Source organism: Streptomyces viridochromogenes DSM 40736 (genome assembly GCF_000158955.1).
Classification (GTDB): Bacteria; Actinomycetota; Actinomycetes; order Streptomycetales; family Streptomycetaceae; genus Streptomyces; species Streptomyces venetus.
In genome coordinates this window covers 4,692,985-4,719,828 of record NZ_GG657757.1, presented here as the reverse complement: position 1 = coordinate 4,719,828, position 26,844 = coordinate 4,692,985, and the positions used below count along the sequence as shown (strand labels likewise).

At 66.3% G+C, this 26,844-nt stretch carries 20 protein-coding genes and 1 pseudogene; 5 read left to right on the top strand and 16 right to left on the bottom strand.

The genetic code is table 11. The features are described 5' to 3' along the window. Positions 1-8: 8 nt before the first annotated feature. Positions 9-2,606 (bottom strand): ATP-dependent chaperone ClpB, encoded by a 2,598-nt coding sequence (clpB, locus tag SSQG_RS20795; protein WP_003991796.1) that lies wholly within the window; start codon positions 2,604-2,606, stop codon positions 9-11. Positions 2,607-2,744: 138 nt separating this feature from the next. On the opposite strand from clpB, the gene SSQG_RS20790 reads away from it, so the two are divergent. Further along, a complete protein-coding gene (locus tag SSQG_RS20790) occupies positions 2,745-3,161 on the top strand; it encodes a pyridoxamine 5'-phosphate oxidase family protein (RefSeq protein WP_003991795.1) in 417 nt (138 codons plus the stop codon). Between the two features lie 167 nt (positions 3,162-3,328). Here the strand turns inward: SSQG_RS20790 and SSQG_RS20785 are convergent, their stop codons facing one another. After that, a complete protein-coding gene (locus SSQG_RS20785; protein WP_003991794.1) occupies positions 3,329-3,664 on the bottom strand; it encodes a hypothetical protein in 336 nt (111 codons plus the stop codon). A gap of 301 nt (positions 3,665-3,965) precedes the next feature. On the opposite strand from SSQG_RS20785, the gene SSQG_RS20775 reads away from it, so the two are divergent. After that, a complete protein-coding gene (locus tag SSQG_RS20775; protein ID WP_078506882.1) occupies positions 3,966-4,985 on the top strand; it encodes a helix-turn-helix transcriptional regulator in 1,020 nt (339 codons plus the stop codon). Beyond that, on the top strand, positions 4,982-5,968 hold the full coding sequence (locus SSQG_RS20770) for a helix-turn-helix transcriptional regulator (RefSeq protein ID WP_003991791.1): 987 nt from the start codon (positions 4,982-4,984) through the stop codon (positions 5,966-5,968). The genes SSQG_RS20775 and SSQG_RS20770 overlap by 4 nt, the downstream gene beginning before the upstream one ends. Here SSQG_RS20770 and SSQG_RS20765 read toward each other — a convergent pair. Next, entirely contained in the window at positions 5,931-6,968 is a 1,038-nt protein-coding gene (locus SSQG_RS20765) for a helix-turn-helix transcriptional regulator (protein ID WP_039933257.1), read from the bottom strand. The two genes, SSQG_RS20770 and SSQG_RS20765, sit on opposite strands and share 38 nt — an antisense overlap. A gap of 966 nt (positions 6,969-7,934) precedes the next feature. On the opposite strand from SSQG_RS20765, the gene SSQG_RS20760 reads away from it, so the two are divergent. Further along, positions 7,935-8,783 carry an AfsR/SARP family transcriptional regulator gene (locus tag SSQG_RS20760; RefSeq protein WP_003991789.1) on the top strand — a complete coding sequence of 283 codons (849 nt, stop codon included), beginning with the start codon at positions 7,935-7,937 and terminating at the stop codon, positions 8,781-8,783. Here the strand turns inward: SSQG_RS20760 and SSQG_RS20755 are convergent. From SSQG_RS20755 to SSQG_RS20730, 7 genes are all read right to left on the bottom strand, one after another. Continuing rightward, positions 8,752-9,711, bottom strand: coding sequence for an LLM class flavin-dependent oxidoreductase (locus SSQG_RS20755; RefSeq protein WP_003991788.1), 960 nt, complete (start codon positions 9,709-9,711; stop codon positions 8,752-8,754). The genes SSQG_RS20760 and SSQG_RS20755 overlap by 32 nt on opposite strands. After that, positions 9,712-9,879, bottom strand: a complete 168-nt coding sequence (locus SSQG_RS41445) for a hypothetical protein (protein WP_003991787.1) — start codon at positions 9,877-9,879, stop codon at positions 9,712-9,714. Next, positions 9,876-12,674, bottom strand: coding sequence for a type 2 lanthipeptide synthetase LanM (gene lanM, locus SSQG_RS20750; protein WP_003991786.1), 2,799 nt, complete (start codon positions 12,672-12,674; stop codon positions 9,876-9,878). The genes SSQG_RS41445 and lanM overlap by 4 nt, the downstream gene beginning before the upstream one ends. Further along, entirely contained in the window at positions 12,671-14,833 is a 2,163-nt protein-coding gene (locus SSQG_RS20745) for a peptidase domain-containing ABC transporter (RefSeq protein ID WP_003991785.1), read from the bottom strand. Before SSQG_RS20745 ends, lanM begins: the two co-directional genes overlap by 4 nt. A gap of 2 nt (positions 14,834-14,835) precedes the next feature. Next, positions 14,836-17,886 carry a type 2 lanthipeptide synthetase LanM family protein gene (locus SSQG_RS20740; protein WP_003991784.1) on the bottom strand — a complete coding sequence of 1,017 codons (3,051 nt, stop codon included), beginning with the start codon at positions 17,884-17,886 and terminating at the stop codon, positions 14,836-14,838. Between the two features lie 124 nt (positions 17,887-18,010). Continuing rightward, positions 18,011-18,175: a class II lanthipeptide, LchA2/BrtA2 family gene (locus SSQG_RS41860; RefSeq protein WP_167545791.1), complete on the bottom strand. Its 165-nt coding sequence runs from the start codon at positions 18,173-18,175 to the stop codon at positions 18,011-18,013. A 26-nt stretch (positions 18,176-18,201) separates the two neighbouring features. Beyond that, positions 18,202-18,426, bottom strand: coding sequence for a plantaricin C family lantibiotic (locus SSQG_RS20730; protein ID WP_003991782.1), 225 nt, complete (start codon positions 18,424-18,426; stop codon positions 18,202-18,204). A 353-nt stretch (positions 18,427-18,779) separates the two neighbouring features. Between SSQG_RS20730 and SSQG_RS20725 the strand changes: the two genes are divergently transcribed. Further along, positions 18,780-19,727, top strand: a complete 948-nt coding sequence (locus SSQG_RS20725; protein WP_003991781.1) for an LLM class flavin-dependent oxidoreductase — start codon at positions 18,780-18,782, stop codon at positions 19,725-19,727. A 1,077-nt stretch (positions 19,728-20,804) separates the two neighbouring features. Here the strand turns inward: SSQG_RS20725 and SSQG_RS42820 are convergent. From SSQG_RS42820 to dnaK, 6 genes and pseudogenes are all read right to left on the bottom strand, one after another. Next, positions 20,805-21,114: pseudogene (locus SSQG_RS42820) on the bottom strand (IS5/IS1182 family transposase); the annotation flags it as partial. Between the two features lie 93 nt (positions 21,115-21,207). Beyond that, complete coding sequence (locus SSQG_RS20720) at positions 21,208-22,317, bottom strand: sugar ABC transporter substrate-binding protein (protein WP_244299191.1); 1,110 nt, start codon at positions 22,315-22,317, stop codon at positions 21,208-21,210. Between the two features lie 280 nt (positions 22,318-22,597). Next, complete coding sequence (locus SSQG_RS20715) at positions 22,598-23,050, bottom strand: heat shock protein transcriptional repressor HspR (protein ID WP_003991778.1); 453 nt, start codon at positions 23,048-23,050, stop codon at positions 22,598-22,600. Between the two features lie 5 nt (positions 23,051-23,055). Next, complete coding sequence (gene dnaJ, locus SSQG_RS20710) at positions 23,056-24,240, bottom strand: molecular chaperone DnaJ (RefSeq protein WP_003991777.1); 1,185 nt, start codon at positions 24,238-24,240, stop codon at positions 23,056-23,058. A gap of 36 nt (positions 24,241-24,276) precedes the next feature. After that, entirely contained in the window at positions 24,277-24,933 is a 657-nt protein-coding gene (gene grpE / locus SSQG_RS20705; protein WP_003991776.1) for a nucleotide exchange factor GrpE, read from the bottom strand. Continuing rightward, a complete protein-coding gene (dnaK, locus tag SSQG_RS20700) occupies positions 24,930-26,786 on the bottom strand; it encodes a molecular chaperone DnaK (RefSeq protein WP_003991775.1) in 1,857 nt (618 codons plus the stop codon). The genes grpE and dnaK overlap by 4 nt, the downstream gene beginning before the upstream one ends. Between the last annotated feature and the right edge of the window lie 58 nt (positions 26,787-26,844).

Here is a 26,844-nt window from a genome sequence, read left to right as displayed (position 1 = left end):
CGTGACCGCTACAGCGTCTTGCCCGTGGCCGGTCCCACCAGCAGACCGTCCTCGGAGCGGTCCACCCGTACCGTGTCGCCGTCCTTGATCTCGCCGGAGAGGATCTCCTTGGCGAGGCGGTCGCCGATCGCGGACTGGACGAGTCGGCGCAGCGGGCGGGCGCCGTAGGCCGGGTCCATGCCCTCCTCGGCGAGCCAGGCCAGGGCCTCGGGTGTGATGTCGAGGGTGAGGCGCCGCTCGGCGAGGCGCTTGGCCAGGCGGTCGATCTGGAGCTTCGCGATGCGCTCCAGCTCGGGCTTGGTCAGCGCGGCGAAGACGACCAGGTCGTCCAGGCGGTTGAGGAACTCCGGCTTGAAGGATGTCCGCACCACCTCCAGGACCTGCTCCTTCTTCTCCTGTTCGCTGGTGACCGGGTCGACCAGGTACTGGCTGCCCAGGTTCGACGTCAGGACGAGGATGGTGTTGCGGAAGTCGACCGTGCGGCCCTGGCCGTCCGTCAGGCGCCCGTCGTCCAGCACCTGGAGCAGGATGTCGAAGACCTCGGGGTGGGCCTTCTCGACCTCGTCGAGCAGGACGACGGAGTACGGCCGCCTGCGCACGGCCTCGGTGAGCTGGCCGCCCTCCTCGTAGCCGACGTATCCGGGCGGGGCGCCGACCAGGCGGGCCACGCTGTGCTTCTCGCCGTACTCCGACATGTCGATGCGGACCATCGCCCGCTCGTCGTCGAAGAGGAAGTCGGCGAGGGCCTTGGCCAGCTCGGTCTTGCCGACACCGGTCGGGCCGAGGAAGAGGAAGGAGCCGGTGGGCCGGTCGGGGTCGGCGATCCCGGCGCGGGACCGTCGCACGGCGTCGCTCACCGCGCGCACCGCCTCGGTCTGCCCGATGAGCCGCTTGCCGAGCTCGTCCTCCATGCGCAGCAGCTTCTGCGTCTCGCCCTCCAGCAGGCGCCCGGCCGGGATGCCGGTCCAGGAGGCGACGACGTCGGCGATGTCGTCGGAGCCGACCTCCTCCTTGACCATGGTGTCCTTCGCGACCTCCTCCTCGGCCTCGGAGGCGGCCTCCAGCTCCTTCTCCAGGGCGGGGATCTCGCCGTAGAGCAGCTTGGACGCGGTGTCGAAGTCGCCGTCGCGCTGGGCGCGTTCGGCCTGGCCGCGGATCTCGTCGAGGCGTTCCTTCAGCTCACCGACCCGGTTGAGGGACTGCTTCTCCTTCTCCCAGCGGGCGGTGAGGCCGCGCAGCTCCTCCTCCTTGTCGGCGAGGTCGCGGCGCAGCTTCTCCAGGCGCTCGCGGGAGGCCGCGTCGGTCTCCTTGCCGATCGCCAGCTCCTCCATCTTCAACCGGTCGACGGCGCGCTGGAGTTCGTCGATCTCGACGGGGGACGAGTCGATCTCCATGCGCAGGCGCGAGGCCGCCTCGTCGACGAGGTCGATGGCCTTGTCGGGCAGGAAGCGGGAGGTGATGTACCGGTCGGAGAGCGAGGCGGCGGCGACGAGCGCGCTGTCGGCGATCTGGACCTTGTGGTGGGCCTCGTACCGTCCCTTGAGTCCGCGCAGGATCGCGATGGAGTCCTCGACGGTCGGCTCGGCGACCAGCACCTGCTGGAAGCGCCGCTCCAGCGCCGGGTCCTTCTCGATGCGCTCGCGGTACTCGTCGAGGGTGGTGGCGCCGACCATGCGCAGCTCACCGCGGGCGAGCATCGGCTTCAGCATGTTCCCGGCGTCCATGGCGGAGTCGCCGCCCGCGCCGGCCCCGACGACGGTGTGCAGCTCGTCGATGAAGGTGATGATCTGCCCGTCGGAGTCCTTGATCTCGGCGAGGACGGTCTTCAGCCGCTCCTCGAACTCGCCCCGGTACTTCGCCCCGGCGACCATCGCGCCCAGGTCGAGCGCGACGAGCCGCTTGTCCTTCAGCGACTCGGGCACGTCGCCCTTCACGATCCGCTGGGCGAGCCCCTCGACGACGGCGGTCTTGCCGACGCCGGGTTCACCGATGAGCACGGGGTTGTTCTTGGTCCGCCGGGACAGCACCTGCACGACCCGCCGGATCTCCTGGTCCCGTCCGATGACGGGGTCGAGCTTGCCCTCGCGGGCCGCGGCGGTGAAGTCGGTCCCGAACTTCTCCAGGGCCTTGTACTGGCCCTCGGGGTCGGCCGTGGTCACCCGGCGCTGGCCGCGCGTCTTCTGGAAGGCGTCCTGGAGCTTCCTGGCGTCGGCCCCCTGCTGGGAGAGCACCTCGCCGGCCGCGCCGCCCTTGGCGGCGATGCCGATGAGGAGGTGCTCGGTGGAGAGGTAATCGTCCCCGAGTTCCTTGGCGCGGGTCTGCGCGTCGGCGACGACCGCGAGCATCTCGCGGTTGGGCTGGGGCGGCGCCACCGTCGACCCGGTGACGCTGGGCAGCCCGGCCAGTACGCGCTCGGCTCCGGCGCGCACGGCCGCCTGGTCGGCGTCGGCCGCGGCGAGCAGGTCGGTGATGTTCTCGTTGTCCTGGCCCTGGAGCAGCGCGAGCAGCAGGTGGGCGGGGGTGAGGTCGGGGTGCCCCTCGGTCACGGCCCGGTTGCTGGCCGCGTTGATCGCGTCCCGGCTCCGGTTGGTCAGCTCGGCGTCCACGTTCGCGTTCTCCTCCTTGCGTGAAGCTGCGTGCCACGTCCCACGGGACCGTCAGCCTGACTCGGCCAACGTGCACAAAGTTGAGTCTATTCCACTCAAGGCCGTTGGGGGAGGTACGGATTGAGTAAGTTCCGGTCCATGGCGACCAAGTACTCCGTGGATCCGGGCGCTCCTGACGCTCCGTACCTCGACTTCTGGCGGGAACGGCATGTGTGCACCCTGACGACTCCCCGCCCGGACGGCACTCCGCACGTAGTACCCGTCGGGGTCACATACGATCCTGCGGCCCGTCTGGCTCGAGTGATCACCAACAAGGCGAGCGCGAAGGCGCGGCACGTGCTGGCGGCCGGGGAGCAGGGGGCGGCGGTCGCCGTCTGCCAGATGGAGGGCCGCCGGTGGGCGACGCTGGAGGGCCGGGCCTTCGTCCGCGCGGAGCCGGAACGGGTCGCGGAGGCGGAGCGGCGCTACGCCGAGCGCTACGGGAGGAATCCGTCGCCGAATCCGGCGCGCGTGGTGATCGAGATCGAGCTGACGCGGGCGATGGGGCGGGGTTGACCCAAGTGAAAATCCACACCCTTGATCGACTGCTTCCGGCCACAGCGTGACGGGGCCGATACCCGGAAATGTCTCCACAAACTGCAGCGGCGTCACCGTGTTCAGGTCACGGTGACGCCGCTGCGGGGGGAAGCACCTGAGCGATCTTTTACGACGGGGGAATCGCGTCAGGCACTGCGGGGGGTGGCAGAGATGGTCCTCGGGGCAGGGGAGTCGGCCTCCACCTGCTGATGGTCCCGCTGGTCCAGGTTCACAAAGATCATTCCGTACCGTACGGCACATCGCACTGGCTGCGGCGCCCCCCGAGGCCGCCGCAGACACCGGTACGCCCGTACGTCTCCGTCCTCGTCCCGCGTGACGACGACCGGCTCTCCGAACACGGTCACCATCAGCGAGTCACCGTCGTGGGGGATGGCGGTGACCAGGTCGATGAAGTGCCAGCCGGAGCGGTAGGCGGTAGCCATTTCACGGCGGAAGGAGCGGTCGTCGGGTGGAGTGGTCACGATCAGCTCCCGATTTCCTCAGCACCGGGGCTCGAAGCGCTGTCTCCGCTGCCGGACTCGGCGCTCACAGCCACCGAGGGCCAGACGCTGTTCGCCCGCACCTCGTCCTTCGCGTCGGAGAAGCCCCCCAGCGCACCCAGGGCCGCAGCGACGGAGAAGGCGGCGACAAGCACCAAGCGAAGCATTCTGCTGCACATAGTCGGCTTCGTCCTCACTTGAAGGTCCCCTTTTCCCCCGTCAGGTACGACGATGGCTCATTCGGGCACGTCATGGCCACACAATCGATGCATCATGTTCCTGCATGTTCAGGACCCTGGGGGGTGGAAATTTGGGATCGAATCAGGCGAATGAGACACATCCCCATTCGATTACCGAGCTGTGCGAGGAAGGTGGCCGCCTTTACACCATCGCACTGCGCGCCGGACGTCTGGCGCGCAAGGACGCCGACCCCGCACCTTGCCTGATCGAGCTGGCCTTGCTCCACCCCGATCCGGACGACCCGACCTGGCTTCGCCCGGTTCCCCCTGTGGTGGCCCTCTCCCGGCAACTCAACCCCTTGGAACAGGAGATAGCCGACCGCCGGCGACGGGCGGTGGCAGTCGCGGAGATCTTCCAGCCGTTCATGACCCTCGGCGCCCAGATGGCCACGACCAGCGACTCCATCACCGTTCTGGAGGGCGGCGAGCGGATCAACGCCGCCCTGAACATCGCCACGTCCCAGTGCCAGAGCGAGATGCTCACGCTGCAGCCGAGTGACCGCGTGTCCGAGCGTAGCCTCCTGCAAGGGATGAAGCGCGACAGGCCGTTGATCGAACGTGGCGTGCGGATACGCACGGTCTACCAGCACACGGCCCGGTACAACCCGGAGCAGCTGACCTACTCCGCGCGTCTCGCCGACGGCAAGGCGGAGTACCGCACGATCGACGAGCTCGTGGAGCGCCTGATCATCTGCGACGAGACCGTCGCCTTCATCCCCATCCGCGACGACCAGCAAGTCGCACTCGAGCTACGGCACCCCGGGATCATCCGGTACCTGATCAAGGTGTTCGAGTTCATGTGGAACCGGGCGGTCCCGCTGAGCGAGACCACTCCCTACGAGATCGCGCCGGACGGCATCACGGAGATCCAGTACTCCATAGCCAAGCTCCTCGTCGAGGGCCACGTCGACGAGGCCATCGCCCGTCGCCTGGGCATGAACGTGCGCACGTGCCGGGCCCACATCGCCAAGCTGGCCTCGTTGCTGGGCAGCGGCAGCCGGGCCCAACTCGGCTATCTCATCGCACAGTCGGGGATCCTGGAGCGGGAGGGAGTGACCGAGTGAGCGTGCCGCACCGCGAGCACGGCATGGAGGACCTGTGCTCCGCGGGCATGGAGCTGTACGAACGGGCCCTGCGCCAGGGGCAGCTGCCGGCCGAGGACGCCCAGGCCGCCTCCTGCCTCATCGACCTGGGTCTGTTGCGACCCGCCGTCGACGACCCGATTCGGTGGGAGCCCGTCGCGCCGGTCGTCGCGCTGCACCGGCTGCTGCGGACGTCCGCGGAGCGGATCGCGAGCGAACGGCGGCATGAGGCACGGCTGGCCGAGACGTTCGGCTCGCTCATGCGGATCGCCGACCCACCTCTCGCGGCGACCGGCACCCGCACGATCCAGCTGCTCACGGGCACGGAACCGATCAACCGGGCCATCACCGAGGCCCTGGCCGACGCCTCCGAGGAACTGGTCACCGTCCAGCCCCGTGCCGGACTCACCGGCGAACGCGGTCAGGTCGCCGACGCAGCGTCCCTCGGCCGCGACCAGGCCGCGTTGGACCGTGGCTGCCGCATACGCACCCTGTACCCGCACACGCTGCGCCACTTCCCGATCATCGCGGCCCGTTGCGAGCGCCTGAAGGGCGACGTTCAGATCCGCACGCTGGACGAAGTCCCCGACCGCCTGATCCTCATCGACCGCACGGTCGCGTTCGTCCCGGCCGGCGAGGACGGCAAACTCGCCCTGGAGATCCGGCACCCGGCCATCGTGGACCACCTCGCCACCACCTTCGACCGCCTCTGGCGCCTGGCCACACCCATGTACCCCGTAGCCGCCCCCCGGCCCTCCCACAACGGCATCACCCCCCGCCAGCACGCCATAGCCGCCCTCCTCGTCGAAGGCCACACCGACGCCGTCATAGCCGACCGCCTCGGTATGAACATCCGCACGGCCCGCGTCCACATCGCCAAGCTCGCGGCGACGCTGGGGAGTCAGAGCCGGGCGCAGCTCGGGTTTCTCATCGGACGCTCGGGGATCCTTGACCGGGAACCCTGACGGCCGTGCCGGAGCTCGGTGGGCCGTCCAGGCCCGCCTGGGCGATGCGGACGCCCAGTTGGGTGCGGCTGGCCGCGCCCAGCGTCTCCGAGAGCCGGGCGATGTGCGCCCGGCACGTCCGCACGCTGATCCCCAGACGTTCCGCGATCACCGCGTCCTGGTGCCCCTCCGCCAGCAGGGCGGCGATCGACTGCTCCCGGTGGGAGATGCCCTCGATGCCGGTGTCGGGGAGCGGCGCGGTCAGCGGGATGGCGAGGCGCCACAGGCGCTCGAAGACCGTGACGAGGTACTCGACGATCGCCGGGTGCCGTAGCTCGAGGGCCATCGTGCGGTCGGTGTTGGCGGGGATGAAGGCCACCGTCCGGTCGAAGAGGATCAGCCGGTCGATCACCTCGTCCAGTGTGCGCGCCTCCACCGCGTGTCCCATCAGCTCCAGATACGTGAGCAGCCCCTGCCCGTGCCGGGCGACGTGCGTGTACAGGTCCCGCATCCGCACCCCGCGGCCGCGCAGCGCCAGTGCCCGGTGCAGCCCCTCGGACAGTTCCGCCTCGCGGCGGATCCCGCCGGGCTGGACCGTGAGCACCTCCGTCGTGCACGCCTGGGTCGCCTCGTCCATGGCGGCCTGGATCCGGGCGAGTCCGTCCAGCACCCGGATGGCCGGGCCCTCCGTGCCCGACGCGGCCGGCGGCACCTGACGGCCGAGTCCGGCGTACCATTCGACGGCCTCCACGGCCGAGCCCACCCGCCGCTGACTCGCGCTCACCTCGTCGTACATCCCGCGCAGCAGCCGGGTCATGACCTCCTGCGGGGAGGTCGGCACCAGCCAGTCCATGTCGTCGGGGTCCGGGTGCAACAGGGCGAGTTCCAGCAGACAGGGCACCGGCTCCGCGTCCCGGCGCGGCACGCGGCCCCGCCGTACGGCCCGGGAATACACGCGATCCCCGGCCCTGCACAGTCGGTCAGCACCGTGTGGATGCTCCTCCACCCCGCGCCCGGCCATCGCCCATCCCACCCCCGGTTTCGCCGTCTTCCGCAGCGCAACTATGCGCGGACCGGACCTGCTCCGCAACACGGCTCCGCCGAACCCAGACTCTCGTTTCGCACACATCTGGAACCATTTTCCCCCCCTCAGTCTGCGGCGTTGCAACAACATGAGGGTGGTGCGTGTGCATGCAACGATGCGATCGTCATTGATCGCGGGAAGCGTTAGGGAGTCACTGACCAACCCCTCAACGTCCGTTCTCGGCAACCGATTTACCTGAGGTATCGACGGGGAAGGTGTACATCGCTGTGACCAGGCGGGATCGCTCTGCGCCACTGTGTCTCGTCCAGTTGCAATATGGCGAGGGGCAGGCTGCTCCGACTTGGTACACGCGAGGCCAGCGACACCTTCGTGCATTCCTCGCAAGCGCGCGGTCCCGGCCTTCCCCCGGTCGGGACCGCGCTCCCGTGAAGTCCTCAGCGCTGCACGCGGCTCGCATCCCCCGCTGTGCCGAACGGAGTCGTTGGTGCCCTTTCAGGTGACCGCGATGTGACCGGAAAGCTTGCCCTGCGTCCGGTCCGCTACCCGGCCTGCGTCTTATCGTCGGCCAACCAACCCACCGCACCGTCGGGCGCGGTCAGCCGCGAGCCGACGGTGTCAGCCCCTTGACCACAAACGCCCCTTGGCGATTCTGGAGCCCCCGTCCGGAAGGGCTGCAGTAACGCCTCACGAGGTGCGGTGGGCCCATGCGACGGTCATCTTTCCTCATCCGGACGAGGGTGATCAAACAGTCAGGGATGCGGCGCATTCTGGGGCCGCCAAACTCGCGCGTGCCCCTGAATATCCACCGGCCTTCAAATGGTGACCCAACCCGTAATTCTGCAATGTGAAGCCCGCACAAAGGAGTTATCAATGCCTGTTTTAACGAGACGAATCTCTGGAGGTAACGTGGTGTGGATCACCGGACGCTAAGGGGGCGGCGTCATGCTGTTCGAAATCCTTGGCCAACTCCGTGTTCGCGGCAACGCCGAAGTGGGCTCGCCCACTCGGCGGGCGCTGCTTACCGCTTTGCTGCTCCGAACGGACCAGTCCATCGGGATGTCCGAACTTGCCGAACTGCTGTGGGACGAGCCTCCGGCTTCCGCCACAGCCAACATCCGCAGCCACCTCACGGGCCTGCGACGTGACCTCGAACTAGCCATGCCAGGACTCAGCCGTAGGATCAGGACGTACCGCGGTGCCCAGAGCGGCTACGGGCTTCACTCCACTCCCGACCAGCTCGACCTCTCGAGCTTCATGCTGGCCGCGCGACGGGGGCGGACACTGCTCGCGCACGGTGACGCCGATGGCGCGGTCGCGACGCTTGAGCACGCGTTGGCCTTGTGGCGGGGACCGTTCGGACAGGATTTGCCGCCGACAAGGTGGTTCGACACCCATACTGCCGGCCTAAACGGGGCACGCTTCGACGCGTACGAAGATCTTTTCACTGCCTGCATCCTCGCCAACAAGAGTGAGATGCTCTCCTACCGGATCGAAAGCGTCATTGCCGAAATGCCCTACCGGCAGCGGCTGTGGGAGTTACTGGCCGCCGTGCGGTGCATCGACGGCGATGTCGCCGGCGCCCTCACTGTGATCAAGCGCTGCAGGGTCCTGTTCGCCGATGAGCTGGGCCTCGATCTACCGCCCGATGTCGATGCGATGCAGACTGCCGCTCTCAGCTGGGACCGTGAACAGGCACTGCGCCTTATCGCGGTGCGTGCCTCCGCTTTCTCCAGCCACCGGCACTCAGCGCCCGAGCGGACTACGATGCCGGGATCGCACGCAGGATGCTGAGAAGATCTCGGGCGGCCGCCTTCGCACCATGGATCTGCGCCACGCCGTTGACATTGAGGACGACCTCATCGACCCCGGCAACCCGGTATTCGTCGAGCCGCCGGTGAATCTCCTCCCCCGTGCCATACAGGAACACACCGCCGTCGACCAGGCGCTTCACATCGTCCGCATTGTGCTCCCCGTGCAGGGTGATTCCAGCCTTGCGCAACGTATCCCGGTAGTGTTCAAGCAGCAGGTGCGAACCGCATGCGGCCGCCGCTAGTTCGATCATGTCGCGGTCTTCGCCGGACAGCGCGACAGGCACGATGGCCGTCACCCTGATCGGAGCCTCCAGTGCTCGGTCCGCACTCCGCATGGCGGGAATCAGGGTGTCGCCCACGTACCGTGCGGATCCCATCCAAGTGACGGCCACGTCGGCGACCTCACCGGCCAGTATCGCCATCCCCTCCCGCAGTACGCCCAGGCCCAACTCCACCGGCGGTACGTCGGTCTGGCTCAGTTTCGCCGATACCGAGTGGTAGTCCCCGGAGACATCCGTTTGCTCTCCGGACAGTAGATCGCGCACGATCTGCAGGTACTCCCGGGCCGCGCGGAGTGGGCTCGCGTACGGCTTGCCAAGCGCTCCCTTCTGAAGCGGCTTTGCTCCTGGGCCGAATCCGGCGACGACCGGATGCCCGGTCGTGAGTGCGACCGATCGGGCCTCGACCGCAGCCTGGTAGGGAGAACGGAACGGCATCAGCGAGACACCGAATCCGACAGGCACCCTGATGCCGATCCCGGCAAGCCAGCTGACCAGGTGGTGGGACTCGAGGGCCATGCCTTGGCCCTGCCACAGCCGTTCGGCACCAGTCCACTGCACCAGGTTGGCGAACGGTACTGCCTCTTCGGGCAGGGCCGGGCCGAGAGGGAGGAGAATCGAGTACCTCACTCAACGGTCCTGGCTGCGTCTGATCCTGACGTGCAGGACAAGCGAGATGACCGCGCCGGCCACCACGGCGAAGACGGCACCGCCGTAGTTGTCCTGGGTAATGCTGGCGACGGCTATCACGGTGCCGATCACGAGTGGGAAGCCAGTGGTCATGCTGTTCTTCTTCACGCGGGCTCTCCAGAGGGGTGGGGGGTGAAAAGCGCTATCGGGATGGCAAGATCGACCACGCCAGCGCGAGCTGCTTGCAGCATGATGTCAGTGTCACCGATGCCGGACCAGCCAAGCATGTACCCCAGCAGTGAGGTTCGGCCCGGGGATCCGGTGTGGAAGCCGTTCGAACGCGCCGCAGCCAACACCCGTTCCTGGTAGTCGGCGGCCCGGTCCAACAGCGAGTTGTCTCGAAGGATTTGGGCCGTGGCGATCAACGACTGGATCACGCCGCTGCTGCCATGGCAGACCGACAAGTCGACCGGCTGATCGGCGGGCAGCCGTGTCGCAGCGTCCGCCAGGGCGGTCAGCCGTGCGCCGGTCAGCAGTTCCTGCCGGCCAGCAGAGGTCAGGATCTCAGCCGAGGTCAGAAGCAGGCCGGCGGTGCCTCTGCACCATCCCGGCACGGGCAACGCGTTACCGTCGGCCGGTTGGTCGGCCAGCCAGTCCGCTGAAGCGTTCACCAGCGCGCTGTCGCCCAGAACCCGTCCGATCCGGGAGGATGCCCACCGCATCCCCAAGTCGCCGTGCGCCACGTCATACCATGGGAACGCCTTGGACACCTCGATGTGTGAGAGCACCAGCCGACGCAGCCGCGCCAGTCGCTCCTGGTCGACAAGCGGGGCTTCACCTCCCTCGAGCCTGGAAAGCAGAACCATCAGCGGACCGGCGGGTCCATTGGCCAGGTCGCTCTCCAGCGTGCCTGCGGCAGCGCGGTCGTCGATCGTGTCGAGAATCCGATCCATCTGGGCCCGGTCCACATGGGACGGCCGGGTGAGCAGAAGGGAGGCGCCTCCGGTGAACACGCCTTCCGATGCCTCGGCCAGAAGCTCGCCGTACTCCTCAATGAGCACGTCCAGCCCCCGGTTTGCTCCAACAGCGGCTTCCCGGAGAGCTTCGTCATGGCGCGCCGCGTTCGTCAGGAAGGTGACGATGCCGCCGACGTCGTGGAAAGAGATGAAGTTGCCCGGCGTGATGGTGGGGGCGTTCCGGTCGGGGCCGATGCCGCAAACCCAACCGATCTCCATGCCTTGCGGCCCCTCGTGGGACACACCGGCGGAGGCGATCGTCCGGGCGATTCCCGGCCACCACGCCGCTGGACGGGCGTCACGCAACGCTTCAGCGAAAACGCTCCATGCGGATGCGCCTGCTGGGTCGTCCGCGGCGACCTCGCCGAAGCACTCCTCCAGGAGGAAGCGATGGAAGACGCCGCTCCGCCTGGCGTTGAGGATGAGCCCACTGCGCGCGAAGTCCAGTGGTGAGGTCTTGTGGACACCGGGCAGTTGAGACGTGGGCGTGGCCAGTTCGGTGGAGCCGCCCCGTGCGGCAAAGTAGGGCACGTTGCCGGTGTTCAGGCTGGTCCGCTCCTCTTCACCCACGTAGGCGGCGGCTTCGGGCGTCAAGTAGTCGGGGTACTTACCCAGCAGCCGCAGAAGCCGTTCGGCATCCTCGGGTTGCCGCAGGTAGTCCGGGTGCGTGGCGGCGTCCAGAAACCGGGTATAGACCATGGTCGACCGAACGAGGCAGCGGACCGGCATGTCCGGATAGCTGTCGAGCACCTTCGCGACGGCGTCGTCCCGGACCGCTCCCAGGGCGTCGTCGTATCCCGCCACTATGTCGTCGAAGTGATCGAGGGGCGAGAGCGCCGATTCGCCGAGCCGGGGCACATTGTCCCCGGGACGGTGGGTGACTTGTTCCCATTGGACGGAGATGCCGTCCGATGCGCTTTCGCGGATGACGGCCCTCTTCATCTTCGAGGTCTGCTCCCCGTCAATGCCAACTCCCGCCATGATCAGGTCGATGGGGGAGCTGGGATTGGCCATCGGGACGAGCATCGTGGAGACCACAGACAGCTTCAGCTGGTTGATCAACACGTGCGGCAGCGAGTCGTTGTCGACCCCGGCGTTCGGTCGGATCATGGTCTCCGTATCGATCACACACGGGTTCTCGCCGGCGGCCAGCAGGTTCTCGTCGTGAAGGTCCGAGGCGCCGATGGCGCCGAAAAGTGCGCACAGCGCACCGAAGCGGTAGTAGTAGCGCGCAGGCTGGTCCGGGGCACTCATGGGCCGCGGTGTGACGAACTGCTGCCACCCGTGCGAGCCGATGGTGATTGACGCCGGTACACACTCCTGCAGCGAGTACACCAGGTGCGGCGCCGCCGTCGTGTAGAGATCGCGTACGAAGCGGTCGGAAATCAGCGCGCGGGGCTTGAAGACGACCTTGGTGCCGCTGGCCAATCGTACGCCGACGACCTTCCGGTTGTGGTTGTGGAGGTCCGAACCGGTTCCGAAGAGCTCCATGACGGGGTCGTCGTCGGCGCTCAGCAACCCGTGATTGCGCAAGGTGGTGCGATCTTGAGCGTAGGCGGTGAAGAGGTCGGCGTAGGCGTCGAGCGAGTTTTCCAGAACGGTTTCAAGGCGCTGCTTGAGTACCGAGTACTTGCCGATGAGCCGCTGGTTGTTACCGGGGTGTTCGACATGCCGGCGGAACAGCTGGAGTGCCCGGTCGCTGTCGGCATCCATGGGCAAGCCGAGCTGCTCGCGGAATTCGTGGAACTCGCCGATCAGCATCCGGAAGGCGTGACCTTCGACGGTGGTGATGAGGTCTTGCCACACCTGATCGAGCAGTAGTTCAGTACGGTCCGGGTCGGACACGTCGGCGGTCAAGACGCGCAGCCGGGCTGCGACCGTGTCGCGAGGGATCGCGTATCGATAGAAAGGGAGGAACGACGGGATGGAAACATGCGGCTCGGTCATTCGCGTTCTCCTCCAACGAGTACGTCCGCGGTCTTCTCTGCATAGAGGTGGGAGTACACCGAACCGCCGTTCAGCAACTCGTCATGCCCTCCGTGTTCGACGACTCGCCCGTTGTCGAACACGTATATATGATCGGCCGATTTAATAGTGGCTAGCCTATGGGCAATGATCACCTGTGTGGCGCCGATGTCTTGGATGATCTCCGTCACGCGCCGTTCATTGATGGTGTCAAGAGAGGCCGTCGCCTCGTCCATCACAAGGATCCGGGGACGCCGCAACAGCGCACGGACGATGGCAAGACGCTGGCGTTGCCCCCCAGAGAAGTTCGCCCCCATTTCAGACACCACGGTGTTGAGGCCCATGGGGAGCTCGTCGAGGAAATCGAGGATGCCGACGGTTTCGCAGTACGCGCGGACCTGCTCCAACGAGATGTCCTGGCCGAGCGTCAGGTTCTCTAGAATGGTTCGGTTATGCAGGTGCACTTCCTGCGGGATATAGCCGATGGTACGACGCAGCGCGTTCGTGTCGTACTCGCTCATGTTCCGGCCGCCGAACTGCACAGTCCCGCTCGTGGGTTCGTACAAGCCGCAGATGATCCGGCCCAGAGTGCTCTTGCCCGAGCCGGAAGGCCCGACCAGGGCGACCTTCGAGCCCGCCTCGATCTTCAGCGAGACGTCTCGGATGACGAAGTCGCTGTGCTTTGTGTACCGGAAGCTGACATCGCTCAGTTGGATCGACGTCGACGCAAGCTTCATACGGCTCCCGCCGGGCGGCTCCACAAGCGCGTTGGTGATGTCGTGGAGACGTGCCACATAGCGGGATGCCTCATTGAATTCGGTATAGGTCTGAAAAACCGATGTCGCGAGCGCGAAATACGTCGCCGACACCGCCTGAACGGAGACCGCCGCACCGAGCGAGATATGACCATGGCTGACGAGGTACAGACTGGCCAGCAGCAGGATGATCGGACCGAACATCTGCGTTGTGGTCGTCACACCGGAGATACGGCCCTGTTGGAGGCGCATCCGCTTCTTCATCGCGTCGAGGGAGAGGGAGTAGCTCAAGCTCCAGTCGTCAATGAACTCCTCTGCGTAGCCTCCCATTTTGATCGTGGGGATCGACACGATGGCGTCGAGCTGGGTCGACTGACTCTTCGACAGGTGAGCGATCTCGGCGTCGACCACTTCGAGAACTCTCATACGGGTCTTAATCAGGTAGCCGGCGTTGGTCAGGAAGATGCCCGACGCGATGATGCCCAGGCGCCACTCGGTGACGTAGAGATAGACGGTGACCGCCACCAGGGTGCCGGCGTCGAGGATGCCCTGGGCCACTCGGGAGGAAAGTAGGTCCCGGATGACATTCACGCTGTTCAGCCGGAACAGCAGTTCACCGGGTTGTCGTGTGGTGAAGAACCGGAACGGAAGGGACAAGAGTGTTCTGAACGTATGCGTCATCAGGTGCTTGCCGAGGAGGACGACAAGCGATGACAGGACGGTGACCCTGACCAGATAAATCGCGAAAAAGCCAGAGGCTACCGCAAGGATCATCGCGATGACCAGCGAAATGTCATCCAAGCCGTGCCAAGAGGTGGCAGACCGGTCGATGGCCCACTGAGTGAGCATGGGGATGCCGAGCACCGCCCCGTACCCACTGAGCGAGAGGAGTGCCACCAGGACGATCCGCTCGCGTGATCCTTCAGTGAAGAGAGGAAGGCTGCGCCATTCGCCCAGCGGCTTCGCGCGTGTCTTCTCGAAATCAGGCCCCGGCTCAGCGCTCAGGGCGATTCCGCTAAACCCGCCATCGAGATCGGCCCGGCTGATGCTGCGGCGGCCGACCGCCGGATCCATGACGATCGCGGTGCGGCCGTCAAACTTCTCGAGGACCAGAAAATGGTGGTCCTCCCAGTACAAGATCACCGGCGAGGTGAACTTCTCCAGCGCGGTGATGTCCTTGATACGGTAAGACTTGACCTCCATGCCCCGGGATGTCAGGAACTGAGCCAACTGGCTGGCGGACAAACCGTCACGCCCCGCGTCCATGGTCTCGCGGGCGCTGGAGATCTCTTCCGCCCGTCCGTGGTAGCGCAGCAGCGCGACGCACGAGCACAGGCCGCACTCGGTCTGCGTGACCTGAGTGACTGTGGGTACGCGGCGTGCCATGCTTATCGGCCCTCACTGGCAACGAAGGTGGTCGGTGAGATGCGGCCGGCCGGGTCGACGCGGTTGACCAGGTGGAGCACGATTCCCGCGGTGCCGACCAGCAGGCTGTTGGTGTGTGCGTAGCGGCTGCTGGTATCCCCGAGCTTGCGGGCGAAGGTTTCCGGATGAAGCCAGCGTTGCTCGATCTTCTCGATCTCCGCCCGCAGCGATGTAACTCCGCAATCCGCGAGAGTTATCAGGGCGTCATGGTTGCCCAAGTCTCCGTGGCACCACGTCAGGTTGCGTCCGAAGCCCTGGCGTAGCACGTAGTCAACGGCCGTGTCCCGCATGCGTACGACCTCGTTACCACCGGAGACGTCGGCGTATGTGGACAGGGCGAGAGCGATGCCAGCCGGACCGTGGCACCAGCCGGTCGCGAAGGACGTCGGCCTGTCGATGCTGGTGTGCCAATTCCTCTCTTCGGCATCGAAAAAGCCGTGCAGTCGGCCAGCCAGATCCTGAAGCGTGGACTCGACGAGCGGCCGGAGGCCGGGCGAAAGACGCGGATGAACCCGGCTGAGTGCATGGAGGATGCCGCTGATGCCGTGACCGAACCCGGACTGAGCGAGTACGGGCCCGAGCCACTCGCCGCTCGCACCGCCCTGGAAGGAGTCCACGAGTATTGAGGTCAGTGCCGTGACGGCTGCGTTTGCATGGGGCCCCCCGATCGCGGTGATGCAGGACATCGCACCGGCGAGACCGCTGATGACGTCTAGGGGCAGCTTGCCGGGGGGCACACTGCTCACCTGGTCGAGGATCAGCGGCACGGCGCCTTGCGCAGCACGAGTCCAGCTGTCCTCGCCGAGGATCCTGCCCGCCGCGGAGAGGGCGAACAGAATGCCAGCCATGCCTGTGTAGCCGCCGAATCCGAGCTGCTGGATGTTGCGGGTCTCATAGCTCTCGGTGGCGAGGATCTCTGCGGTGGTCGAAAAGATCTGCGCCGACAGATCGCGGTACCTGCCCTCGTCCAGTAGGCGGCCGGCGGCGGCCAGCGCGAGGGCGGGGCCCGTCCGTCCGGTGTACAGGTCGTACCCCAGGACGCAGGGCGGCCACGGCCGGTCGGCCTCTGCGGAGGCCCGAGGACCGATCCAGGTCCGGGGAAGGTGCTCGAACCGGTCAGGCAATGACGTGGCTATCAGGTGGTCGCACAGCGTGCGCACCACCGTTTTCAGCTCGTTGTCCGATTTCAGGGCGGCCGAGCCCGGCCGCCCCGGGACCGGTGCCAGGCCGGCGACGGGGGTCAGGTGGTTGTCCGGGAAGCGTGAGGCGAAGGCGGAGTGAATGAGCCTGAGCTGTTCGCTGAGGTCGAACTCGCTCAGGCGCGCGGCCTTGGCCAGAACCAGGTCGAGCGGCGACCGGTCAAAGGCGGCTCCGATTTCGGTGCCTTCGCCATCCATCAGAGCGGTGTCCGTGCTGGCGACGGTGAAGTACGGGACATCACGCTCGGCCAGTTGCCGCAACTCAGACCTGACAAGTTGTCGGGCGGAGGCTGGGCTGGCGATCGCGATGCGCTTCAGCAGGGCCAGGTACGGAGCAGTGTCTTCCAGGGCGCTGGGGCTGGAAGACATGCGCAGCGTTTGCGCATACAGCACGGTCGCGTTGTGGACGTAGCGGATGCGGAGGTCGGTGGCCGTCTTGCGCAGCAGTGCGGTCCAGGTGTCCGGATCGACCATGGCGGCGCGGTAGACCTTAGTGAAGCCGTCGGCCATATGCCGACCGAGGTCGTAGACCTCGTGCTTGGTCAGTGCGTTGACGACAGTACGCCGCTCTGCGGCGGCCGCTGCCTGGAACGCCAGACTGATGTAGTCGGTGTATGGGTCCTTGAACTGCACCGCCTTGAAGGGCGAGTTGCCGTTTCCTTGGGCTCCGAGGAACCCAAGGTCGACATGACCCCCGTCACCGCCTTTGCCGGCCATGACGAGTGGAAGGATCCCTATGCCATAGACCGACTGGGCGATCATCTCGTACGCGTTTCCGGTGACCTCAGGGATCATCCCCGTGTGAACCCTCTCAGGGTGCAGGATTGTTTCCAGGTCTATGGGGAGCGGTCCGCGACGGGTCGGCAGGATGTTCTCGAAGTGCATGTCCCGCGCATTGAGCAGGTAGAGCACGGCGGCGAGTTCGCCGCTGGCGTACAGGAACTCCGGGGAGATGTCGGAAACGTCTTCGGCCTCGATGTACTCCACGTACCCGTAGCGGTCGCGTTCCAGGACGGTGGCCGCGACCAGGCTCGTCCCGAAATGAGCGTTGACTTCGCCGGCAATGGAGACGTAGGCGGCCTCACACGACACGTCGCGGGGCTTGTACACCAGGCGCTTCCCGGACCGAAAGACGAGGACCGCCACGGTGCGCCCATGGTGGTGCGTGTCGCCTTCGGGCAGACCAAAGGACTCCAGAAGGTCGCTGGCGTCGATACCGAAGGTGTCCTCGATAGCGGCCCGGTCGGCTCTCAGTCGGGTGCAGAGTTCGCCGACACTGTCCGTTTCATTGCGGAGAAGGATGCGGGTGACATCCTGCAGGACCGGAAAGGACAGGCCGCTCACGGTGGTGAAGGACGTACGGCTCGATTCCTTGACGAAGTACTCGTAGCGCTCCCTGGGGGTGGCACCCCTGAGGAGGTCGTTCTCGCGCGCGTGGTTGATGGCGGCCACCAACGGGCGCATATAAACACCACGAAGCCGCACTTCGGCCCGTTCGAGCAGTTGGACGAGAGCGGCCTGCTGGTCGGCGAACAGATCCGCGAATGAGGCGAGCGGGTCCGTGTCCGCGAGGGTGGCCGCAACGGTCCTGACCACATGCTGGAACGGATACTGCTCCGAGCCGCGCAGCCATTCTTCCACCGCGGCAGTCCTGCTGCCGGTGCCTACGCCAGGAGCGGATGTCCTCGACGCAACTCCGGACCTGCCGTCCCGGAGCACAGCGGTGGTCTCACTGTCGAACTGCGCCAGCGGTGTGATGGTTTCTTCGAATTCAACGCTGTTGAATTCTGGATAGTACTCGGCTGGAGATATCACGTTCTGCTACTCCATTTTCGCACGATGTCGAGCAACGAGACGACGGAGCGGAATGGAAGCCGGACCATCGGCTTCCATTCCGCCTCATCGTGCTACACGTTGATCACGAGTGGTGAAGCGAGCTTCAGCATTTGCTGGTGCACTTGGTGGTCGGGCACACGGTCGCGGTGACCAACGTGACGGTGGCTATGCACCACGGGCCCGTACCGCCGTGGTTATCCGCTTCACTGAGCTCGATGAGCTCCGCCTCGTCGTAGGCGCCCAGAATGTCCGTCTTCTTGTCCTGCATGATGTTCCCCTTCATGCTGACGCAGGTCAGTTACAGCTGGCCTGGCATTCCTTGGTAAGCGTGCAGCAGTCGCCGTCGTTTCCGAAGATTCCCGACAGCGAAAACGTGGTGAAGTTGGCGCTGCACCCAGCGCCGAAAGCGAAGTCCTGCTCCTCGATCTCTTCCAGCAGAGAAATATCGCCTCTGTACACAGTTTCCTCCAGGTTGATGGCGGGAGCCGCAGGGTCTCTTGAAAGCGATCCGCGGCACATGCACCATCCTCCGCCATCAGAATTCGCCTGGCGCAGCGTGAGAACACAGACGGCGCACAGGCTTCGCATACGCGCGGCACACACAAACGGACGCCTTGGCCGCGCTTACACAGTCGAAGTACGTGACTGACCGCGCCCGGAGGGCAGGTCGGCGTCTCTCGTCTGGTGTGCCGAGTGAATTCGGAGGGGGGCTGCGCTGCCGGCACGTTATCCACTTCAACCGGCCGACGCGTCTTGACAATTACACACCTCATTGATCAGATTATGTGCCGCCTTGCACCCTCGACACCGACCTGATGTTTGCCCCCAGAGCTGCGTCCAGCCGCTCCGGGCCTTGATTCATAGGAGAATCATTGCGTTACTCTCTTGTGCTGCCTGTGCCAATTATTCGCCCCGAGCAGGCTATTCCCTTTGCCGGCCTGGTTCGCTGGGGCAGGGCCGAACGGCTATGGCAGGGACAAACCGAGGTCATTGACAATCACCAGCTTGTCAGCTGGCTGGCCGGCATCGGCTTACGTGTCCCGAGCGGTTTCGGAGTGAACCTGAGCCCGCTGCGTTCTCCCTACCACGCGGCAGTGGAGGCGCGCTCTACGGCCCTGGCCACAGGATGCTCAGTAATTGCAGCGTACGGGCCGGGCTCTGTGGACTTTCAACGTGGCGTCATGGGAAATCCATACCAAAGCCCTCTCACCGCCACTCGTGAGTACGTGACGACGGTACGCGCATTGCTCAATGGCGAGTTAGTGGCCACAGAGGGCGAATGCTATTCGACCACTGGTCGACTTGTTCCCGCGCGTAGCGCCGAGGTGCGTGTGGGTATGGGCGTACTGCGCACCAAGATGGCCGCCCTGGCCGGACAGATTGCGGACGACGCGATCACCTGGCTCTGCCCGCCCACCTACCTGAGCGACGTCATCGTTCCGCAGGTATGGGGGGCGAGTACCCAGGCAGGACGGGATCGGGTTCCCGTGACAGCCATCATTCCGTGTGCGGTAGCTAGAGAAGGTCGGCGTGCACGTGACATCGCCTTCGAAGCGATCGGCATGCATATCCAGTTGCCCCACTACCAGGACACGCTTCGCGACGCGAATATCGAGGTGACGGGAAAGACGGAAGACGTCGACAAGTTGATCGATGCGGGCGTCTTCCTGTACGGAACCATATCGGACATCCGTGACGGCCTCGATCGCTTCAGCCGTGCCGGTGTAGACGAGGTGGTGCTAAATGTCGCCGGTGTCGCCAAGGGATTCGGCCTTCGTGCCGCCTCGCGTGACCTGGAAGAGATCCTTGACGCGGTGTAACCCGCTCTGGTGAGGTGCGGCGAGCACAAGGGCCCATTCCCATAGGGGGCATCCCCGCCAGTCCCAAGCCCCCACACACGGAAGATGGCAGCTGACCCGCACCTTGGTCGGGCCCCAGGGCCCCACCCAGGTGCGGTTATAACCCACGCCCCGCCCGTTCGGTTTCCCTGCTCCCTTCGAAAGCAGTGCCCCACGGGGGCGGTTCGTCATTCAAGACAGGAACAGACTGGCATCATCTCTTAACGTAGAGGTATTGGAAAGGCGAGAAGGGGCCGAACGGGACGCAAACATATGCGCTCCACTTGCCCTCCTCTACGCCATCCCTACCCACCGACTCGCAGGCAGCAGCCATACCATAAAAAGTGACTTCGCGAACGAATCCCTCGGGAGGCGTCAAGGCATCCGCAGAGAAAGCCACTGAGTGCGGTGCGGCGCTAGCGGCGTTGCCATCAGGGGCGGCAAAAGCTTGCGAGGCACCTAGGGCGAGTAAGCCAGTCAGAATCACGCAATGCAGAGCTTTACGTATCGAACGAGTCATGGAACGTTCCTTCTCGTCAGTCGCTTGGAATTGTCCGCCCCCAGGTACGGGCGGTACGAATAAAGGGCGGACGCACTTCGACGTCCGATCGGCTGAGCCGGCCGTGCCCCCTGGATGGGAGATTCGGGGTCCTGACAGCGGGAGTGGACCAATCCACAGAAGCGAGCACACTGAACGCTCAGCACTGTATCTTCCGACTGCAGACACCGCGATCTCCGGCGCATACATACGGAAATTTAAGATGGCTACCCCTCTTGCGTCAAGTATCTTACAAGCCGGATCGAGGCTCATTCCGAATGTCCTCCGCATCGAAAAACAAAGGCGCGGCAGTGTGAACTGAAACTCCCAAGGGAATGAGTTTGTGAGCAACGGGGCCCAGCGATCTTTTCTCGCCAGTGGCTTGCTTCGGCGGTCTCATCGTTGTGGCAATGGCAAGCAAATCACCCAACGATGCGGGTTGGGGCCACGAGGTAGGGCTCTGCGTTCGTAGCAGCGGCGGAGGCGCCGGCATCCGGCGAGCCAAGCCATCGTGCATTGGCTGGTCCAACGGTGCCGCTTGCCTCTTCACGGCTCGATGCCCAGTCGGATGCACACCGCGACCAGTCGATCTCGCCGCGCGACCCGAGCTCGTCCGAGACTAGACGATGCTGCTTAGCCCACACCCAGGCCATCGACCACTCCACGAACCGGCGCTGAGCGGTGGCACCGGACGAACCGACTACCGGATGCCCACCGGCAACCGGTGGGCGCCGCGGAGATGATCGCGGCCAGCCCTCCACGATCTCCATACCGGTGTCGGCCACCGTCCTGTGGACGGCTCGGCACACCGGGAACCACCCGCTCAAGCAAGAGCTACGCTACCCGTAGCTCCAAACGAGGCGTTCGGCAACCGGCAGACCGTCGCCCCCCTCACACAGAAGGGCGGCTCTCCGGCAGGTCAACCTACTTCAGCCCGATCTCCGAGCACGCCGCCTTGTACTGCGCGGTGCAGATGTCCGACAGCTTGTAGATGTCGTCGGCGACGACCGTGTCCTCGATGTTCTCCTTGGTGAGGGCGACCACGGGCACGAGCTGGGCCGGGATGCCCTTGTCCGTGGGGCTGTCGACCTTGTCGCGGGTGAGGGCGGCGAACTGGATGTCGCGGCCCTGGACCTTGGCCACGGCCATCTCGGCGGCGTTCTCCGCCTCCTGGGGGTACGACTTGTAGACGCTCATGTACTGCTCACCGGTGATGATCCGCTGCACCGCGGGGAGCTCCGCGTCCTGCCCGGTGATCGGCGGCAGCTTGGTCACGCCCGCGGCCTCGAGCGCGTCGACGATGCCGCCCGCCATGCCGTCGTTGGCGGAGTAGACCGCAGCGATGTCGCCCTTGCCGATCTTCGCGATCGCGTCGGCCATGTTGGCCTGCGCGTTCTCCGGCTTCCAGTCCTTGGTGTCGAAGGACTGCGCGATCGTCACCTTGCCGTTCAGCTCCGACAGCGCCCCGGCCTTGAACTGCTTGGCGTTCGGGTCCGTCGGTGAGCCGTTCATCATGACGATCTTGTCGGAGAGGCTCACGTCGTCGCCGATGGCCTCCAGCAGGGTGCGCCCCTGGACCTCGCCGACGAGTTCGTTGTCGAAGGAGATGTACGCGTCGATCGGGCCCTCGGCGAGCCGGTCGTAGGCGATGACCGGGATGCCCGCGTCCTTGGCCTTCTTCACGCCGCTCGCGATGGCCTTCGAGTCGACCGCGTCCAGCAGGATCACGTCGACCCGGTCGTCGATCATCTTCTGCATCTGGGTCGCCTGCTGCCCGGCGCTGGCCTCGGCGTTGGCGTACTCGACGCGGCCCTTGTTGTTGGTGAGGGACTCGACCTTCCTCTTGATGATCGGGTAGTCGAAGTTCTCGTACCGGGTGTTCGCCTTCTCCGGGAGCAGCAGCCCGACCGTGATGTCGTCGCCCTTCGCCGGGCTCGCGTCGTCGCTGCTCCCGGTCGCGTTGAGCACACCGCAGCCGGCGAGCGTGACGGACATCGTGGCGGCGGCCACGGATATGGAGATACGACGACGCATGCGGGAGCTCACTTCGCGTGTGATTCGGACGTGGGCACAGCTTTGCGGCCCATGTGACTGAAAAGCCAACGCGGACCGGGCCCCAGCGTCAAGCGTATGCACTTAACGAGATGGCAACACCACGCTCCGCAGTGGTTGTGAAGACGGTGCGGAATCGTCTCCAAGTGCTCTGCACCGGTCAGTCATGGACAGGAGATCCGGCGAAATCGGGTCAGGTCATACGAAAGGGGCCGGGAGTTGCCTCCCGGCCCCTTTCACGCACGTCACACACGCGTACGCGTCAGTCCGACTGCTGCTGCCTCTTCGGCCGCCACACCACCAGCGCGCTGGTCTGCTGGACCTCCTGATACGGCACCAGGTCCCGGCGGTACGACGCGTGCACCGCCGCCTCGCGCTGCCGCATGGCCGCCGCCGCGCCGTCGAGCGCGTCCTCCATCTCGGCCACCCGGGCCTGGAGGGCGGCGACCTGGTTCTCCAGTTCGATGATGCGCTTGATGCCCGCCAGGTTGATGCCCTCGTCCTGCGACAACGCCTGCACCTGGCGGAGCAGTTCGATGTCACGGGCCGAGTAGCGGCGGCCCCGGCCGGCGGTGCGGTCCGGGGAGACCAGGCCGAGGCGGTCGTACTGGCGAAGGGTCTGCGGGTGCAGGCCGGACAGCTGGGCCGCCACCGAGATGACGTAGACCGGGGTTTCCTCGGTCAGTTCATACGGATTGCGTCGACGACCGTCCATCTGACTCATGCTCCCTTCGCGGCCTGGAACAGCTCCGCCCGCGGATCCTCACCCGCGGTCGCCTCGCGATACGCCTCGAGTGCGTCACGAGCCTTCCCCGTCAGGTCCGCCGGAACACTCACCTCGACGGTGACCAGAAGGTCGCCGCGGGTGCCGTCCTTGCGGACCGCGCCCTTGCCCCGGGCGCGCATGGTACGCCCGTTGGGGGTGCCCGGCGGGAGCTTCAGCGTGACGGGCGGGCCGCCCAGCGTCGGCACCCGGACCTCCCCGCCGAGGGCGGCCTCGGTGAAGGTGACCGGGACGGTGACGGTGAGGTTGTCGTCCCTGCGGCCGAAGACCGGGTGGGAGTCGACGTGCACGACGACGTACAGATCGCCCGCCGGGCCGCCGCGCTCGCCCGGCGCGCCCTTGCCGCGCAGCCGGATCCGCTGGCCGTCGCTGACGCCCGCGGGGATGCGTACCTGCATGGTCCGCGAGGACTTGGCCCGGCCGCTGCCCTTGCAGACCTCGCAGGCGTTCTCCGCGATCAGGCCGCGGCCCTTGCAGTCGGGGCAGGGGTCGGTCAGGGAGAAACCGCCGCCGCTGCCCCGGGCGACCTGCCCGGTGCCGACGCAGGTCGGGCACACCCGGGGTGTGCCGTTCTTGTCGCCGGTGCCCGAACAGGCCTTGCAGGGCGACTGCGAGGACATCCGCAACGGGACGGTCGCGCCCTCGATCGCCTCCGTGAAGCTCAGCGTGACCTCGGACTCGATGTCCTGGCCGCGCCGCGGCTGCGTGCGCGTCCCCGCGCCCGCGCCGCCGCGGTTGAACAGGCCCCCGAAGACGTCACCGAGTCCACCGCCGAAGCCGCCGGCCCCCTGGCCGCCGCCCTGGGCGCCGCCTCCGAAGAGGTCGCCCAGGTCGAAGTTGAAGGAGCCGCCCGCGCCGCCCGGCCCCGGGCGGAAGCCTCCGTTGCCGAAGAGGGCGCGTGCCTCGTCGTACTCCTTGCGCTTCTTGGGGTCGCCGAGGATGTCGTTGGCCTCGGAGATCTCCTTGAAGCGCTCCTCCGCCTTGACGTTTCCCTTGTTGGCGTCCGGGTGGTTCTCGCGGGCGAGCTTCCGGTACGCCTTCTTGATCTCGGCCTCGGTGGCGTCCTTGGGGACGCCGAGGACCTTGTAGTAGTCCTTCTCGATGAAGTCCTTGGTGCTCATCCTCGACGTCCCTCCTTCCCTTCGTCCGTTATGACGTCAGCCCTCGTCCGGGCCACCGCTCTCCTTGTCGTCGGCGTCGGCGGACTCGTCCGCCTTGACCGTCTGTGCCCCCGGCTGGGGTTCGGCCACGGCCACCCGCGCGGGGCGGATGGTGCGCTCGCCGATCCGGTACCCGGGCTGCAGAATCGCCACGCACGTCGTCTCGGTGACGTCCGGTGCGTAGCTGTGCATCAGGGCTTCGTGGATCGTCGGGTCGAAGGGCTCGCCCTCCTTGCCGAACTGCTGCAGGCCCATCTTCGCCGCGGTGCCCTCCAGCGACTCGGCGACGGACTTGAAGCCGCCGACCAGTTCGCCGTGTTCGCGGGCGCGGCCGATGTCGTCGAGCACGGGCAGGAGCTCGGTCAGGAGGTTCGCGATGGCGATCTCCTTGACCGCGATCCGGTCACGCTCGACCCGGCGGCGGTAGTTCTGGAACTCGGCCTGGAGGCGCTGGAGGTCCGCCGTGCGCTCGCTGAGCGCCGTGCGGGCCTGGTCCAGCTGGGCCACCAGAGCCACGTCCTGGCCCGTGTCCCCGGCCGGGGCCGCCCCCTCCTCAGCGGAGGGGGAGGCGGCCTTCGGCTCGGCGTCGTCGGAGGTGGCGCCGGAAGGGACGTCGGGCTGCTGCTCGTCGAAGCCCGGGGTCTCCTCCGTCACGCGGCACCGTCCTTCCGGTCCTCGTCGACGATCTCGGCGTCGACGACGTCGTCGTCGGCCTTGGCGTCACCGGCGCCCGCACCGGCTCCGGCGGCTGCGCCGTCGGCGGCCTGCGCGGCGCCCGCGTCGGCGTACATGGCCTGGCCGAGCTTCTGCGAGACGGCCGCGACCTTCTCCGTGGCGGTGCGGATCTCGGCCGTGTCCTCGCCCTTGAGCTTCTCCTTCAGCTCACCCACGGCTTCCTCGACCTCGGTCTTGATCTCGCCCGGGACCTTGTCCTCGTTGTCCTTGAGGAACTTCTCGGTCTGGTAGACGAGCTGCTCGCCCTGGTTGCGGGACTCGGCGGCCTCGCGGCGCTTGTGGTCCTCCTCCGCGTACTGCTCGGCCTCCTGGCGCATGCGGTCGACCTCGTCCTTCGGCAGCGAGGAGCCGCCGGTGACGGTCATCTTCTGCTCCTTGCCCGTGCCCAGGTCCTTCGCGGTCACGTGCATGATGCCGTTGGCGTCGATGTCGAAGGAGACCTCGATCTGCGGGACGCCGCGGGGCGCCGGGGGCAGACCGGTCAGCTCGAACATCCCGAGCTTCTTGTTGTACGCCGCGATCTCGCGCTCGCCCTGGTAGACCTGGATCTGCACGGACGGCTGGTTGTCCTCGGCCGTCGTGAAGATCTCGGACCGCTTGGTCGGGATCGTGGTGTTGCGCTCGATGAGCTTGGTCATGATGCCGCCCTTGGTCTCGATGCCGAGGGACAGCGGGGTGACGTCGAGGAGCAGGACGTCCTTGACCTCGCCCTTGAGGACACCGGCCTGCAGGGCGGCGCCGATGGCGACGACCTCGTCCGGGTTGACGCCCTTGTTGGCGTCCTTGCCGCCGGTCAGCTCCTTGACGAGCTCGGCGACGGCGGGCATACGGGTGGAGCCGCCGACCAGGACGACGTGGTCGATCTCGCTGATGGAGATGCCGGCGTCCTTGATGACGTTGTGGAACGGCGTCTTGCAGCGCTCCAGCAGGTCCGCGGTCAGCTGCTGGAACTGGGCGCGGGTGAGCTTCTCGTCGAGGTGCAGGGGGCCCTCGGCGGAGGCGGTGATGTAGGGCAGGTTGATCGAGGTCTCGGTGGACGAGGACAGCTCGATCTTCGCCTTCTCGGCGGCCTCGCGCAGACGCTGCAGGGCCATCTTGTCCTTGCCCAGGTCCACGCCGTGGCCGGACTGGAACTGCTGGACCAGGTAGTCGACGACGCGCTGGTCCCAGTCGTCACCACCGAGGTGGTTGTCACCGTTGGTGGCCTTCACCTCGACGACGCCGTCGCCGATCTCCAGCAGCGAGACGTCGAACGTACCGCCACCGAGGTCGAAGACCAGGATGGTCTGGTCGTCCTTGTCGAGGCCGTACGCCAGGGCGGCCGCGGTGGGCTCGTTGACGATGCGCAGCACGTTCAGACCGGCGATCTCGCCGGCCTCCTTCGTGGCCTGACGCTCGGAGTCGTTGAAGTACGCCGGGACGGTGATGACCGCGTCGGTCACCTTCTCGCCCAGGTAGGACTCGGCGTCACGCTTCAGCTTCTGGAGCACGAAGGCGCTGATCTGCTGCGGGTTGAAGGGCTTCCCGTCGAGCTCGATCTTCCAGTCCGTGCCCATGTGGCGCTTCACGGAGCGGATGGTCCGGTCCACGTTCGTGACCGCCTGGCGCTTGGCCACCTCTCCGACGAGCACCTCACCGTTCTTGGCGAAGGCGACGACGGACGGCGTGGTCCTGGCGCCCTCGGCGTTGGTGATGACGGTGGGCTCGCCGCCCTCCAGAACGCTGACGACGGAGTTAGTCGTGCCCAGGTCGATGCCGACCGCACGTGCCATGGTTGATTCCTCCAGCTGACTTGAGTGGAACGGACTCAAGTGTGCACGACGGCCCCCA

Coding starts and splice junctions, on each gene's coding strand:
- SSQG_RS20790 (WP_003991795.1), top strand. CDS start 2,745: ATGGCGACCAAGTACTCCGTGGATCCGGGCGCTCCTGACGCTCCGTAC.
- SSQG_RS20775 (WP_078506882.1), top strand. CDS start 3,966: ATGTTCAGGACCCTGGGGGGTGGAAATTTGGGATCGAATCAGGCGAAT.
- SSQG_RS20765 (WP_039933257.1), bottom strand. CDS start 6,968: ATGGCCGGGCGCGGGGTGGAGGAGCATCCACACGGTGCTGACCGACTG.
- SSQG_RS20760 (WP_003991789.1), top strand. CDS start 7,935: ATGCTGTTCGAAATCCTTGGCCAACTCCGTGTTCGCGGCAACGCCGAA.
- lanM (WP_003991786.1), bottom strand. CDS start 12,674: ATGACCGAGCCGCATGTTTCCATCCCGTCGTTCCTCCCTTTCTATCGA.
- SSQG_RS20745 (WP_003991785.1), bottom strand. CDS start 14,833: ATGGCACGCCGCGTACCCACAGTCACTCAGGTCACGCAGACCGAGTGC.
- SSQG_RS41860 (WP_167545791.1), bottom strand. CDS start 18,175: ATGCAGGACAAGAAGACGGACATTCTGGGCGCCTACGACGAGGCGGAG.
- SSQG_RS20730 (WP_003991782.1), bottom strand. CDS start 18,426: ATGTGCCGCGGATCGCTTTCAAGAGACCCTGCGGCTCCCGCCATCAAC.
- SSQG_RS20720 (WP_244299191.1), bottom strand. CDS start 22,317: ATGCGTCGTCGTATCTCCATATCCGTGGCCGCCGCCACGATGTCCGTC.
- SSQG_RS20715 (WP_003991778.1), bottom strand. CDS start 23,050: ATGGACGGTCGTCGACGCAATCCGTATGAACTGACCGAGGAAACCCCG.
- dnaJ (WP_003991777.1), bottom strand. CDS start 24,240: ATGAGCACCAAGGACTTCATCGAGAAGGACTACTACAAGGTCCTCGGC.
- dnaK (WP_003991775.1), bottom strand. CDS start 26,786: ATGGCACGTGCGGTCGGCATCGACCTGGGCACGACTAACTCCGTCGTC.